Below are 14,020 nucleotides of genomic sequence, written 5' to 3'. Positions count from 1 at the left end.
ACTGTCTTCCAACTATCTACATCATCATAATTCTGAATTGCTTCTCTTGCTTCTTGCACTTTCTTTTCCTCCTGCTTCTGAAGAGTTTCTTAACCTTATTCAGTATATCATACTATGTATTTTCTGTCATAGAGTTCACATTTATTTAATATTTGCTAAAGCACCTACATCTCAATTCCCTTTCTTGCTCCGATTCCTTGATCAAATGGATGCTTTACCTTTTTCATCTCCGTTACATAATCTGCTACTTCCAAAAGACTTTCCGTAATCATATGTCCTGTCAAAACAATTTCTACGTGTGCACATTTATTTTTTAAGAAAGTAAGTAAATCTTCTTCCTGTAACATTCCTGCTCCTACAGCACAGACCGCTTCATCTAGTATAAGCAGATCATATTCTTCTGATTTTTCACTTAACATCTCTAGTTCTTCTTTGTAATGCTTTCGCATCTCTTCTTTCTCATCTTCATTCATCTGAAAAGTGAACTTAACCTGTTCTTGCCCTTTTATGCAAGTGATGTTTGGTAATGCTTCTAAATTCTTTCGTTCGCTAGAACTATTATCTTTCATAAATTGATAAAACAACACTTTGTATCCATATCCCGCTGCTCGAACTGCCTGTCCTACAGCTGCTGTTGTTTTTCCCTTGCCGTCCCCATAATAAATATGAATAAGTCCTGTCTGCATAATCTTCTTCCTTTCTATAAATCCAATTTCATATCTCCCTCTTTAATCCATCTCTTTTTTCGCATAAATTCAGAAATGCATACTGTAACAATCGCTGGTAATAAAATATGCATAACAACAATTTTAATCATTACCATTGTGGAAGACTCTACCGTTGTCATCGTCTGCCACGTCATAATCTGTCCAACAAGTCCTGCTGTTCCCATTCCAGCTCCTGTTGCATTGTTTGTCATCTTCAATAAAATTGTACCAACTGGTCCCAAAATGGCGCTAGATAAAATGGCAGGCAACCATATCAATGGATTTCTCACAATATTAGGTACTTGCAACATAGAAGTTCCTATTCCCTGTGCTAGAAGTCCTCCCACCTTATTTTCTCGAAAACTTGCTACTGCAAACCCAATCATGTTACAACAACAACCGATTGTTGCTGCCCCGGCTGCCAATCCAGATAAATTCAAAATAACTCCTAACGCCGCTGAACTAATCGGTAAAGTCAATGCCATTCCCATCAAAACAGATACTACCACCCCCATGAGTAGTGGTTGTTGTTCTGTTCCCCAATTAATCATATTGCCTAAACTCATCATAAATTTAGAAATAGATGGTCCTACCAAAATTCCCGTAGTTGCTCCCACACCAATTGTTACAATAGGCGTAAGTAAAATATCTATCTTTGTTTTACCTGTAATTAAATGTCCTGCTTGAATACCGATAAACGCTGCAATAAATGCACCTAGTGGTTCTCCCGGACCTGCTAATATTACTTCATTTCCAGATACAAGTGTTCCAGCTAGAAGACTACTTGCATATCCACCTATCATCCCTGACACTGCTGCCGAAACTACAACAAGAGAACTTTCTTGAAAACGATGTGCAACTCCAACTCCAATTCCTGCTCCGGTAAAACCTGCTGCAACTTTTCCTACAAGAAAAATATAATTTCCAACATCTCCTCCAACAAGTTTTCCAATCTGTTGAACAATTGTTCCTACAATCAGAGTAGCAAATAATCCTTGCGCCATCCCGCTTAAGCCATCAATAAAAATTTTATCTAATATTTTCTTTAACCAGTTCATTCTGTTCTCCTCTCCGTTCTTTCCCTTTATATTAATACATCATCTATACTAGAAAAACAAGTCTTGAAATGGTATAATCCTTTTTATCATACAGATAAATGGAGGAATAAATATGTTTCGTCTTTGGGGAAAACTATTTAAAGAGAATCGGATGATTCAAGATACTGTAATTTGTGACGATTCCAACGATACAAGAACACATAAAATTTTTCATGCGCTAGATGAAATCTGTTATACATTTGATTTAAGTAAACCAATTTGGTTAGAGTCTACCATTGCAGAATTTAAAAAACATGATAAAGCAAGATTTTATCAAGATAATTTTATGGATTCTATTGATTTTGACTATCTGGAAATACACGTTATAGAGGAGTAGGTAATTACCTACTCCTCTGTCTAACTGCACAAATATAAATCAATATACCAATGATACTTCCAAAAATAACTCCTGTACTATCAATTAGTACATCTGTTACTTGACAACTTCTTCCTAGAACAAACAACTGATGGATTTCATCTGTCATCGCATATGCCACTCCGGTTAAAATCCCATATGCCATTCCTTTCTTCCCAATAATACCATAACTTCCATACATCAGTACTAATAATCCACCAAGAACAGCATATTCCGTAGCATGCGCAACTTTTCTAATTGGATAATCTATCTTTTCTGCTATCTTCTCCTGTTCTTGTTTTGAAAGTGATCCAAAATCTGGTACCAATACATTCCCTACCGCCATTCCAATCGAGTGACTCATTTTAGCTGATTCTACTGCCGGTTGTGCAGAAAACCAAAAGATTAATCCCATCCAAAAGGCCACAAGTATGGTAAAGATTGCTCGTTTAGTTGTATTCATTATATTCTCCTATTCCTATTCACTTACAAACCAATAATTTATGAAATCTATTAAAGTAAAAGTACCCCAATAACTATTCTATGTCATTAGGGTACTCTTTTTTATCTTTCCATTAATTCTTCTGCAATATTTCTCGCATGGTCTGAAATTCTTTCTAAACAGACAAGTGTATCTAGAAATACAATTCCTGCTTCAGCATTACATTCATTATTTGCCAAACGCTTAATATGTTTTGTACGTAACATAAGTTCAAGTTGATCTGTTTGTCTTTCTTTTTCAATAACTTTGAATGCTTTCTCTCGGCTATTTTCTTCAAACGCTTCTAGTGCATACTCGTAACTTTGCACACAGACATCAAGCATCTCTTTAATTCCTTCTGTACCCATATCAGAAAATTTCAATTTCTTTTCTTTCAATGTTTCTGCAAATTCAGATATATTTTCACAATAATCACTAATTCGTTCTATATCAGATACAATCTGCAACAAGTGTGCTACTTCTTGATGTTCTTTTTCACTTACTTGCAAAGAAGAAATCTTAATGGCATATGTTGTAATTCCGGCAGTTAATTTATCTACTGTGCTTTCTTCTTCTTTCAATGCCTGAATATCATCATTACTCAATGTAAATAACACCGTCTTAGCTTTCTCTAAAGAATCCATAACAATATGTCCCATACGATTTACTTCTGTAATTGTAGATTGTAAAGCAATGCTTGGTGTCTCTAACATTCTATCATCAAGAAGAACTGCAGAATCTTCTTGTGCTGTTTCATCTACACGACCGATTTTCTTAGCCAATTTAATAATTAAATTTGATGCTGGGAACAATAATACTGTTGTTCCGATATTGAAAATTGTGTGTACTGTACTAATCTCTGTCTGTGTAATCATTCCTTCTCCCATAACTGGATTGATAACCGTAAAGAAGAGAATTGCTACAACACTAAATAAAATCGTTCCAATTACATTGAACAATAAATGCATAAGAGCTGCTGTTTTTGCATTCTTTTTAGCACCAACACTTGATAACATTGCTGTTACGCAAGTACCGATATTCTGTCCCATAATAATATAAATTGCTGCACTCATTGGAACAAGTCCTGCTGCTGCAAGACTCTGTAAAATCCCTACAGAAGCGGATGAACTTTGAATAATTGCTGTCACGGCTGTTCCTGCAAGAATACCAAGAATTGGATTCTTTCCTAATGTAACGAAAATCTCACAAAATGCTGGAGAATCTTTCAATGGCGAAACCGCTAATGACATAGTCGAAATACCGACAAATAAAATACCAAATCCAATAATAATACTTGCTACTTCTTTAGACGAATGTCTTTTGCCTGTAAGCATAATAATTACACCAACAATAATTGCAATCGGTGCAAGTGTTGTCGGGCTTAACATCTTTGCCCATTCTACACTGGAAACAAGCCATCCTGTTACTGTCGTACCAATATTAGCACCCATAATAACTCCCATAGCTTGTCCTAAATTCATAATTCCCGCATTTACAAATCCGACAACCATAACTGTAGTTGCCGATGAACTTTGGATCACTGCCGTAATCAACGCTCCAAGCAATACTCCAAAAAATTTGTTCTTCGTTAGTACTTCTAACAATGATTTCATCTTATTTCCAGCTGCATTTTCCAGTCCCTGAGCCATGATCTGCATACCGTAAATAAACATTCCCAATCCACCTGCAAAAGGGATAATAATGTCTGTGTAACTCATTAATTTCCTCCTCAAAAAGTCAACTATTAACTTTTTCATTTTCTTGCGTCCTTTTTACCATAACATTATCTTCTAGCAAAAACAACTTATTTTTTCATTTTTGGCTCAAAAATCAATGATGCACCATATCCAAAAATCAATGCAGAGGATGTTCCAACAGCTGCTGCCTTTAATCCTCCCATAAATGTTCCAATAAATCCATACTGCTGAATCGCCTCTTTTATCCCTTTCCACAAAACATTTCCGAACCCTAAAAGGGGAACACTAGCACCTGCCCCTGCATAATTTTGAAAAGGTTCATAAATATTAAAAAAACCTAATATAACTCCCAAACAGACAAGAAGTACCATAACTCTTCCTGGCATAAGTTTTGTCCTATCCAATAGAATTTGCACGAATGCACAAATCAATCCGCCAACCCAAAATGCATTTATATAATCCATTTTCCTCCTCCTTAACAATGTTCTAGCACAATACCATGAGCTATCCCCGGAACACTTTCTCCTTCATTAAAGCTTACCGTAGACATTAAAGCGCCAGTTGGTACAAATAACACTTTTCTCCATTCTCCACTCTCTAATTTAGGCAAAATATACGCAGATAAAGTGGTAGCAGCACATCCACATCCACTTCCTCCCGCATGTGTATCTTGTGTTTTTTGATCAAAAATACGCATTCCACAATCCATATGTGTATTTCTAATATCTCTCCCCCGTTTTTTCACTAAATCAAACAAAATACTTTGCCCAACATATCCTAAATCCCCTGTAATAATTCTATCGTAATCCATTTCATTCCTTCCGAAATCTTTCAAATTTTGTACAATTGTGTCACACGCGGCTGGTGCCATACACGCTCCCATATTTTGTGAGTCTTTTAATCCGTAATCCACAATTTTCCCTACCGTCACACCAGTGATCCGCACATGACTTTTCCTTGTCCCCACAAGAAACGCTCCGCTTCCGGTCACGGTCCAATGGGCAGACAATGGTCTTTGATTGGCATATCCTAGAGGAAAACGGAATTCTTTTTCCGCGCTTCCAAAATGACTAGAAGTCACAGCAAGCATAAGTTCTCCATATCCACCAGCCACTGCCATAGACGCCAATGCAAGCGCTTCTCCAGATGTTGAACACGCTCCATACAATCCGAACATCGGAATATGCAATTCTTCCGTCCCCATACTTGTAGCCACCCCTTGACGCAACAAATCTCCCCCATATAAATATCTAACCTCTTTAGGCGTTACCCCCGCTTTTTTTAACGCCAAAAGACATGCTTGTTTTTGCATAGTACTCTCAGCTAATTCCCATGTTTCCTCTCCAAACAAATCATCTTCTCCAACGATATCAAATTTATTTCCAATAGGACCTTCTCCTTCTTTTTTTCCTACAATAGAACCACTGCTGATTAAATATGGCGCCTTTTCAAACTGAATACTTTGACTTCCTCTGATCATTTATAATGTCACCCCCGATTTAATTAACAAATAATATACAATGCCAAAAACCCAGGAAGTCACAATGCCATATAAAATAACCGGTCCTGCAATAGTAAAAATTTTGCATCCAATACCGAATACTTGTCCTTCTTTTTTATATTCAATAGCTGGTGCAGCAACCGAATTTGCAAATCCTGTTATTGGTACAAGTGCTCCTGCACCTCCCCAGTTTGCTATTTTGTAATATACATTTAATCCTGTCAAAAGAACACTCAAAAATACCAACGTTACAGAGGTCCATGCACCACTTATTTCTTTAGATAAGCCTCGTTGACTACAATAGTTTAAAATCATCTGCCCAATCACACATATTGTACCTCCCGTCACAAAAGCTTTTGCCATATTCGTCCATACATTGTGTACTGGTGTTTTTTCTTTAACATATTGCTCATATGCCTTTTCTTTCTTTTCTCTTTCCATAGCATTTCCTTTCTACCATCCCTTGAAAAAGAACACACATGCTCCAATTCCTTTTCCAAGCGCTATTCCTAATATAATATACGGAATTCCTTTTAAAACCTTCATTCTCCTAATAAAAATAGGAAATACATTTAAAATTTCAGCTAACGCCATCGACCAACACCCAACAAAAATACCTGCAAACATTCCAAATAGCATTAATGCTCCCATACCTAAGGGCAATGAAATTTGATAAATAAAGAATATATTTCCAAGTATCCCACCAAGTGCAACACTCATTTCATATAGTCGAATATGCTTTCCCGTATGCGTTCTGTCAGCAAAATCTGACACAACTCCCAAGCTGACTACAAACGAAAATAATCCGCCTGCTACTGTCACTCCTGCACTAAGCCCGATAAGTGCTAGCAGAAGTTGCTTCCCCCACATCTAATTCCTTCTCCTTTCGCGAATAGTTTTCAATCAAAGTCGTCTGTATATCATTTTCATACAACCTCATTTCCACCTCCATTGGCGTTGGATCCACACTAAATCTTTTCCCTCCAAAGTGATTGAAGAAAATAAGTATTCCTACAATCAGTCCTACACAATACATTAGTTCCAACACGGTAAATCCCTTATTTTGCTTTCCCATAACTAATGTGTAAATCTGTCCAAATAATTTTGTTGTTTCTACATCGTTATTGAATGCCATAATGGAAAACGCTGCCCCAATAAATGTAATGATCGTAACAACAATTACTTTTATCCAATGTAGATATTTACTTGGCGTTTTGTTATTTTCACAAGTAATAATTATATCTTCTTTCCCCACATTCTCCACATCCACATTCGGATATTGTCTGTGTATACATTCAATAATTTTCAAAATTGAAACAACATATCTGTGTTTTTTATCATCTTGTATTTTTAATAGCTTTAACGTTTTTATTTTCGGTATCATTTCCACATTGGCACACTCAATAGAAAGAATATCCCCAAGAGTGATTTCTCTTTTCGTAACTTCCACATTTTGGTCTCCTTTTATATAGACCGTTTCTTTTGCTAACGCCATAGACGATTCACCCCTGTAATAAGCATTCCCTTATCGATTTTCTCTGCTGGCTTTACATCTGAAAAATAATAAACAAGTCCAACTGCTAAAGCTATTAATACAACACAAAATAAGCATACCCGCACTTTTTTTCTCTCTTTTTCCATATAATACACCTCACTTTCCTATGCATTAGTATGGCTTTTTTGAAAAAAATTATACGCAGGTATGCTTTTGCTATATCTTTCCCCTCAAATTTCCTAAGATTTTCTTTTCTAATCGTGATACTTGTACTTGGGATATTCCTAATATTTTCCCTACCTCTGACTGTGTTTTGTTTGCAAAATATCGCATATAAATCAATTGTCGCTCTTCTTTTTCCAACTGTTCTAACAATTGTTTCAATAACATGCGATTTAATATCCTCTCTTCTTGTCCCTCCTTTTCTTCTAGCTTGTCCATCAACTGTATCGCATTTCCATCCTTCTGATAAATCGGTTTATGTAAAGATTCCACCTCTCCACTAGATTCCAATGCTAAAGCTAATTCTTCTTTTTCTACGTTCAATTTTTCTGCAAGTTCTTCTACTGTCGGTTCTCTATTCAAACACTCTTGCATCTCTTCTTTTACCAAATAAGCCTTATATGCTAATTCTTTTAATGAGCGACTCACTTTTATCATTCCATCGTCTCGCAAAAATCTCTTTATTTCACCTGAAATCATAGGAACAGCATAAGTTGAGAATTTCACCTCATAAGATAAATCAAATTTATCAATTGCTTTTAATAATCCTATGCTTCCAATTTGAAACAAATCTTCTGGTTCTGTTCCCCTTCCATAAAAACGTTTGACTACGCACCATACAAGTCCCACATTTTCCTCCACTAACTGTGTCCTCGCTTTTTCATCTCCTTCGTGTGAACGTTTGATTAAAGCGATTGTGTGTTCCATGCAGACCTTCCTTTTCCAATTGTTTTTTCCATCTTTACTGTCGTCCCTTCTCCCACAACAGAATAAACTTCCACTTTGTCCATAAAAGCCTCCATAAAGGCAAATCCCATCCCTGATCGTTCCAATTCCGGTTTTGTGGTAAATAAAGGTTCCATGGCTTTTTCCACATTTTCAATTCCTTTTCCTTTATCACAAACTTCTACATACATGGTTTTCCCTTTTATAAAACAACGAATCTCTATTTTCTTTATTTCGTTTTCATACCCATGAATAATTGAATTTGTTACCGCTTCTGAAATCGCTGTTTTCACATCTGCCACTTCCTCGAGAGTAGGATTTAACTGGGTCATAAAAGATGCTACTGCAACCCTTGCAAACCCTTCGTTTGCAGAACAACTGTCAAAGATTAATTTCATTTCATTTGTGTCTTTCATATACATAACTCCTCCTCGTACATATGGATTATTTTTGTTACACCTGACATACGCAAAATCTTTTTTAACCTTTCATTCGTATTCATTGCCCAAACTTCCCCACCAAATAGACATACTTGTTTATAACGCCCCATAATAACACCTATTCCTGAACTGTCCATAAAATTAGTGTTCTGAAAATCAAAAAAAATGTACTTAATATGATTTTTTTCTACTAGCTGATCGGATAATTTCCTTACTTCCTCTGCATTATGATGATCCAATTCATTTGGAAGACAAATGGTAAGACAATTTTCCTGTATTTGATACTCCATAATTTTCCCCTTTCCAAAAACAAAAAGACAGAAAAAGTATTCCTTTTTCTGTCTTTTGTAACTCTTCTATTCTTCTGCTTCTGTATTATTTTCTCCACTTGTAGCAGTTCCTGTCAAAGCTTGCTGGGCTTGACTTGCTAATTCTGTGTTTGGATATAATTCCGAAACACGTTTATACGTTGTCTTTGCTTGTTCTGTTTTTCCTGCTTTTTCATAGGATTTCGCTAAGTTTAAAAGTGCCTTTCCACCTTCATATTTCTCATCGATTGAAGTAACAAATTCTAATGCTGTTACAGATGTTGCATAATTTTTCACTTCATAATTTCTAAGAGCTAAGCGATATTTTTTTGCACAAAGTGGTGAAACATATTCATCATAAATTTTATCGTATACAGCAATTCCAGTATCCCCAAGAGCCTCTTTCTTTACTGCTTTTAATTCTTTTGCAAGAGATTCTTTGCTATATCCTGACGATTTACTATGGTCATACACACCAAGTAAGGCTTCATAACTTGTTTTCGTAGCCTCTGCTGTTGCCTGTGCTTCTTCCGTTTTCTTATTTGTATCTTTATAACCTTCGATTTCTTTTTTCAATGCACTAATTTCTGCATTTTTCCCAGAGATCTGATCACTATACTTCACAATTTCTTTATTGAGTTTATTCGTTTTCATCTGATTTGTTGATGGAACAATTAAGAACCATACAACAGCTGCCCCAACAACAATTCCTATAAGAATATTGATAATCGTTGCCATCGCCCCATTATCTTTCACTTCTGCGGCCGGCTGAATAATAGTCTCATTTCCTAAATTGTAAGTAACTGTTTGTTCATTTTCTTCTTTTGCTTTTGCAATCTTTTTACTAATTCTTGACAATTCATGTAAATAGCGAAGCGTTGTTTCATTTGTTGTATCAATTCTATGTGCTCGCTTTAATATTTGTTTTGCCTTTGCATATTGTTCTGTCTGCAAATACAATAAAGCCAAAAGTTGAAGTGCTTTTAAAAATGTCGGATGAGCAGCCACTACTTTCTTTAACTGAATTAAAGCTAAATCTTCACCATCTTGCAAGCAATACGTTAAACATTGATTATATTTTTTTATCGCATTATTTATTGTATCTAGCTCTCCTGCTGATTCTTGCACTTTCTTAATATAATAATCTGCAATATTTTCATGGTTTTTAAAATTCTTACTAATAATCCATTCTACAAGAGCTTCTGCGATTTCTCCTTTTGCATAGCATACAAGTCCTAATAGGTTTCTTGCCGCAACATTCCCTCGATTGTATTGTAAACTTTTTCTTAATGATACTGTCGCTCCTGACAAATCATGAATTTTTGCTTTTGCTAATCCATCATTATACCAATAATTTGATTGATAGATAAGTTTCTTTGTATATTCCACCTTGTTTCTCCCCGCAATCTTTTATTTTGTTTGCTGTTGCATCATTTCACGCAAAATATCTGTCATGTCTGTTAAATCTTCTTGATATACTGCGTCCTCAATCTGCTCTACTTCTAAACTCGGTTTGAATTTCTTAATTTCCTCTTCAAAATTTAACATTTTTCTTCCTCCCTATAATTCTTTTAACTTCCCCACCAAATAAAGTGAACCTAGGCAATATACCTTACCATCTTCCCCTTTCTTTTGCATTGCGCATGACAATGCTTTCGAAAGATCTGGCTCTACGATTACTTCTACTTTCGTATACTTCCTAAATACTTCCGCCAGTCGCTCTGGTGTCTCTCCTCGAGCATCTGGAATTTCTGTAATAATGTAACTCTCTGCTTTCATATGTAAACAAAGATATTGTATCATGTTCTCGTAATCTTTATCCGAAACTGACGAAAAAAGAATAATGTTCTTTGTATTCTTCATCTGTTTTATACTTTTAACAAATGCTTCTATTGCACCAATATTATGCGCACCATCAACGATCACATTTGGTTTTATCTCTTCCATTCTACCTTGCCATACAACACTTGCAATCGCTTCTTGCCACAAATCCATCTCTTTCCTTTCCGGAAAAAGATATTCCATTGCTTTTATTGCTAGCATCGCATTCTCTACTTGATAAATTCCACTATTATGCAATTTCCACGTAACATACTTATCATACGCATTCACTGCAAAAAAATCAATATATTTATCTGTACTTTCTATAATTTCGTACGCATTTTTCGAGATTTTTATACATGGCGCATGCAACTTTTCCGCTCTAGTTTCAATAACTTCTGTATATTCTTTATGATCTAAACATACTACTGGAACACCTTCTTTAAGAATCCCTGCTTTTTCTCCTGCAATTTTTTGAATCGTATCTCCCAAAATTTCCATATGATCTAGTGTTATGGATGTGATCACTGTCATCACTTTGTTTTGTACCGCATTCGTTGCATCCAATCTTCCACCAAGACCAGTTTCTAACACTATATATTCCACATCAGCTTCCATAAAAGCATACATCGCCATCCCAAAAAGAAATTCAAAATAGGAAGGGTGTGCGATTCCTTCTTTCTCCATTTCTTTTACTGTTTCCAAAACAAAATGAAATGCTTGCAAAAATTTCTCATCCGAAATTTCTTTTCCTTGTAGAATAATTCTTTCATTAATTTTTTCCAAATGTGGGGAAATAAACATTCCTGTCCGCTTTCCTTCTGCCAGCAAAATTGCCTGCAAATACGCACACACTGAACCTTTTCCATTTGTTCCTGCCACATGAAGTATTTTTCTATTTCTTTGCGGATCCCCCAAACGTACAAGAAATTCTCTGGTATGCTCCAGAGAATTTTTTGTTGTAAATTTAGGAAGACTCGCAATATAAGACTCTGCCTGTTCTTTATTCATTTGTCTTCATTCCTGCTTCTTGTTCTTTTTCTTTTACTTGTTCTGGTGTCAATAATTTTCCATCCATATAAGTGTATTCTAGAGATTCTCTAAAAATTCTGTCACTTGAACCTACTTGGCAAACTTTTATCTTATCTCCATTTTTCAGTTTCGTATCTTTCAAGTCAATTCTTGTATTATTTAAAAATGTAACATCTTGTTTTTCCTTATTGACATATACTTTACTGTTTTTTGTGAAATTCGTTCCGTATAAACTATATGTGTTTTCCAACTGTGAAACAATATCTGTCAGCGTTACATCTAAAATTCCCATCTGCATATATTTCGTATGCACAGGATTATTTTCTTTCCCACCATATACATATTGATCACCATATAACATATCATACTGTAACAATTCTAAGTCTGCCAAATAATTTTTTGACTTTCTTCTATTTTGATGATAATTAAAGACTGTTCCGGAATGAATGTTTATTCGATCAAAAACATCTGCCATAGACTGATATGCCGCTATATTCTCATCTTTTTTTGGTAGTCCAATATTATCCCAAATCACATAATTTGTGTTATATAAGTAGCGTCCTTTCAAGTCTTTTGCTCTTAATCCCATTGTAGGTAAGTGATCCCCATAAAGTACTAACACAGTTGGCTCTTTTCTATCTTTCAACATTTGAATTAAGTCACCAACAAACTGATCTGTTTCATACAATTGATTCACATAATATTCCCATGCATTCGTTCTACCTTCATCTTCAATTCCAGTTACACGAATACGTGGATTTTCAAGCAATTTTTCCTCAGGATAATCACCATGCCCCTGTACAGTAATACCAAAAACAAAATCCTGTTGCTTTGTGGAATCCATAGCATTTTTAATGTGCTGTGTTAATACATTATCTTTTGCCCAACCATTTTCAGTAAATTGCAAAATATTCATAAATTCTTTACTTGTATAGCTATCAAATCCAATATTATTGAATACATCCGCACGACTGTAGAAATTTCCACCATTATTATGCAATGCATGCGTGCCATATCCAAATTTTTTCAATGCAGTAGCTGCACTTTCTGCTTCTGTTTTCTTTAGAACTGTTTTATATGGATATTCACCAGGTCCAAAATAACGCATACTCATTCCAGTAAGGACTTCAAACTCTGTATTTGCTGTTCCAGCTCCGACGGATGGCACTTTAAAATATCCCGATGAATATTCTTCTGATAGTTTTCTAAAATTTGGAATTGGATCAGAAGATGTTTTAAAAAACTCTACTTCATATGGGTCAAAGAAAGATTCCAACTGAATAAATAAAATATTTGGCATTTCTTTTCGCTCTGTTTTCGCTTGCGTAATTTGTCCATTGTTGGAAATTTTATCCATTGTTTCTTTGCTATAGCTATTTGGCTCTGCAATTCCTGTATTAAATACACTCGCTGAAAAGCAATACGGAAAACCATAATCTTCATATGCAAAAGCAATATTTCCAAAATAATTAGAAACAATACGGTTATTAATTGCTACATTTGTTAATAATCCTACTGTTCCAAACGTTACAGCGATTGCGATTAGGGCTGGTATACGGTGCATTTTCCCCGTATACTGTCCTCCTCTTTTCCACATAGAAATAAGCCACACTATAACTGTAACAATTCCTATTGCTAACATTGCTCCTTCAAATCCGGTAAAATATTTATTAAATAGGGTAAGTCCGTCTCCCATTACTTTTAAATCTTGTGCATTAAATGGAGTTACTCGAATCAACAACATATAGCCATTTGTAATACCTAGCCCTAGCCAAAACACCGATAGCAATATTCTTGTAAATACACGACGTTTTACGAGATAAACAAGTAAAAACGTAATGAATATCAAATAACTATTAAATAAAAATGTTTTCGGCGAATTCGTCATATAGTCCCACGCCTTAAAAAGCGAGTGTCTTGAGATTGCCTCTATTGTAAGGTTTAAAACGCACGCATACAGTACATGAAATACAAGAGAAAACTGATTCATCACCTTGTACACCGGTTTCATTTTCTGTGCGAACGCACTGTTTCTTCTCTTCTCAAGAATAGCCTGACGCCGTTCTTTCCGGGCTTTCCAATATGCTTTTATGTCTTCTTTTTTTACTTTTTTAAACTGTATATGCTTCATTTATAGA

The 14,020-nt window shown here is 35.3% G+C and carries 18 protein-coding genes; 1 reads left to right on the top strand and 17 read right to left on the bottom strand.

Features of this window, described 5'->3' with window-relative positions; all coding sequences use genetic code 11:
* Positions 1–164: 164 nt before the first annotated feature.
* Both ACY2U7_RS07350 and ACY2U7_RS07345 read right to left on the bottom strand, forming a co-directional pair.
* On the bottom strand, positions 165–686 hold the full coding sequence (locus ACY2U7_RS07350; protein WP_461816127.1) for a cob(I)yrinic acid a,c-diamide adenosyltransferase: 522 nt from the start codon (positions 684–686) through the stop codon (positions 165–167).
* A 14-nt stretch (positions 687–700) separates the two neighbouring features.
* Positions 701–1,765: a PTS sugar transporter subunit IIC gene (locus ACY2U7_RS07345; RefSeq protein ID WP_461812217.1), complete on the bottom strand. Its 1,065-nt coding sequence runs from the start codon at positions 1,763–1,765 to the stop codon at positions 701–703.
* A 112-nt stretch (positions 1,766–1,877) separates the two neighbouring features.
* Here ACY2U7_RS07345 and ACY2U7_RS07340 point away from each other — a divergent pair, with 112 nt between their 5' ends.
* Positions 1,878–2,141 (top strand): hypothetical protein, encoded by a 264-nt coding sequence (locus ACY2U7_RS07340; protein ID WP_461812216.1) that lies wholly within the window; start codon positions 1,878–1,880, stop codon positions 2,139–2,141.
* 4 nt (positions 2,142–2,145) lie between these two features.
* Here the strand turns inward: ACY2U7_RS07340 and ACY2U7_RS07335 are convergent, their stop codons facing one another.
* The 15 genes from ACY2U7_RS07335 to ACY2U7_RS07265 form a co-directional block, all read right to left on the bottom strand.
* The gene (locus ACY2U7_RS07335) at positions 2,146–2,622 is read right to left on the bottom strand and encodes a VanZ family protein (protein ID WP_461816126.1); all 477 of its coding nucleotides are present in this window, start codon (positions 2,620–2,622) and stop codon (positions 2,146–2,148) included.
* Positions 2,623–2,723: 101 nt separating this feature from the next.
* Entirely contained in the window at positions 2,724–4,358 is a 1,635-nt protein-coding gene (locus tag ACY2U7_RS07330) for a Na/Pi cotransporter family protein (protein WP_461816125.1), read from the bottom strand.
* 86 nt (positions 4,359–4,444) lie between these two features.
* A complete protein-coding gene (locus ACY2U7_RS07325) occupies positions 4,445–4,801 on the bottom strand; it encodes a SpoVA/SpoVAEb family sporulation membrane protein (RefSeq protein WP_461811896.1) in 357 nt (118 codons plus the stop codon).
* A gap of 11 nt (positions 4,802–4,812) precedes the next feature.
* Entirely contained in the window at positions 4,813–5,817 is a 1,005-nt protein-coding gene (locus ACY2U7_RS07320; RefSeq protein ID WP_461811897.1) for a stage V sporulation protein AD, read from the bottom strand.
* Complete coding sequence (locus tag ACY2U7_RS07315) at positions 5,818–6,279, bottom strand: SpoVA/SpoVAEb family sporulation membrane protein (RefSeq protein ID WP_461811898.1); 462 nt, start codon at positions 6,277–6,279, stop codon at positions 5,818–5,820.
* A 12-nt stretch (positions 6,280–6,291) separates the two neighbouring features.
* Positions 6,292–6,708 carry a stage V sporulation protein AB gene (locus ACY2U7_RS07310; protein WP_461816124.1) on the bottom strand — a complete coding sequence of 139 codons (417 nt, stop codon included), beginning with the start codon at positions 6,706–6,708 and terminating at the stop codon, positions 6,292–6,294.
* Positions 6,668–7,333, bottom strand: a complete 666-nt coding sequence (locus ACY2U7_RS07305) for a stage V sporulation protein AA (protein ID WP_461816123.1) — start codon at positions 7,331–7,333, stop codon at positions 6,668–6,670. The genes ACY2U7_RS07310 and ACY2U7_RS07305 overlap by 41 nt, the downstream gene beginning before the upstream one ends.
* Positions 7,324–7,479, bottom strand: a complete 156-nt coding sequence (locus tag ACY2U7_RS07300; protein ID WP_461811901.1) for a hypothetical protein — start codon at positions 7,477–7,479, stop codon at positions 7,324–7,326. The genes ACY2U7_RS07305 and ACY2U7_RS07300 overlap by 10 nt, the downstream gene beginning before the upstream one ends.
* Positions 7,480–7,549: 70 nt before the next feature.
* Positions 7,550–8,263, bottom strand: coding sequence for an RNA polymerase sporulation sigma factor SigF (sigF, locus tag ACY2U7_RS07295; protein ID WP_461816122.1), 714 nt, complete (start codon positions 8,261–8,263; stop codon positions 7,550–7,552).
* Positions 8,242–8,697: an anti-sigma F factor gene (spoIIAB, locus tag ACY2U7_RS07290; RefSeq protein ID WP_461811903.1), complete on the bottom strand. Its 456-nt coding sequence runs from the start codon at positions 8,695–8,697 to the stop codon at positions 8,242–8,244. Before spoIIAB ends, sigF begins: the two co-directional genes overlap by 22 nt.
* Positions 8,694–9,011, bottom strand: a complete 318-nt coding sequence (locus ACY2U7_RS07285) for an STAS domain-containing protein (protein WP_461811904.1) — start codon at positions 9,009–9,011, stop codon at positions 8,694–8,696. The genes spoIIAB and ACY2U7_RS07285 overlap by 4 nt, the downstream gene beginning before the upstream one ends.
* 66 nt (positions 9,012–9,077) lie before the next feature.
* Positions 9,078–10,418, bottom strand: coding sequence for a tetratricopeptide repeat protein (locus ACY2U7_RS07280; protein WP_461811905.1), 1,341 nt, complete (start codon positions 10,416–10,418; stop codon positions 9,078–9,080).
* A 21-nt stretch (positions 10,419–10,439) separates the two neighbouring features.
* Positions 10,440–10,577, bottom strand: coding sequence for a hypothetical protein (locus ACY2U7_RS07275; RefSeq protein ID WP_009462284.1), 138 nt, complete (start codon positions 10,575–10,577; stop codon positions 10,440–10,442).
* A gap of 12 nt (positions 10,578–10,589) precedes the next feature.
* Positions 10,590–11,861, bottom strand: coding sequence for a bifunctional folylpolyglutamate synthase/dihydrofolate synthase (locus ACY2U7_RS07270; RefSeq protein WP_461811906.1), 1,272 nt, complete (start codon positions 11,859–11,861; stop codon positions 10,590–10,592).
* Positions 11,854–14,013, bottom strand: a complete 2,160-nt coding sequence (locus ACY2U7_RS07265; protein ID WP_461816121.1) for an LTA synthase family protein — start codon at positions 14,011–14,013, stop codon at positions 11,854–11,856. Before ACY2U7_RS07265 ends, ACY2U7_RS07270 begins: the two co-directional genes overlap by 8 nt.
* Between the last annotated feature and the right edge of the window lie 7 nt (positions 14,014–14,020).

Origin of the sequence: Faecalimonas sp. (genome assembly GCA_029264305.1) — a bacterium.
Taxonomy (GTDB): domain Bacteria; phylum Bacillota; class Clostridia; order Lachnospirales; family Lachnospiraceae; genus Faecalimonas.
Note: the sequence above shows the minus strand (reverse complement) of the source record. Positions and strands in the feature narration are given on the sequence as shown.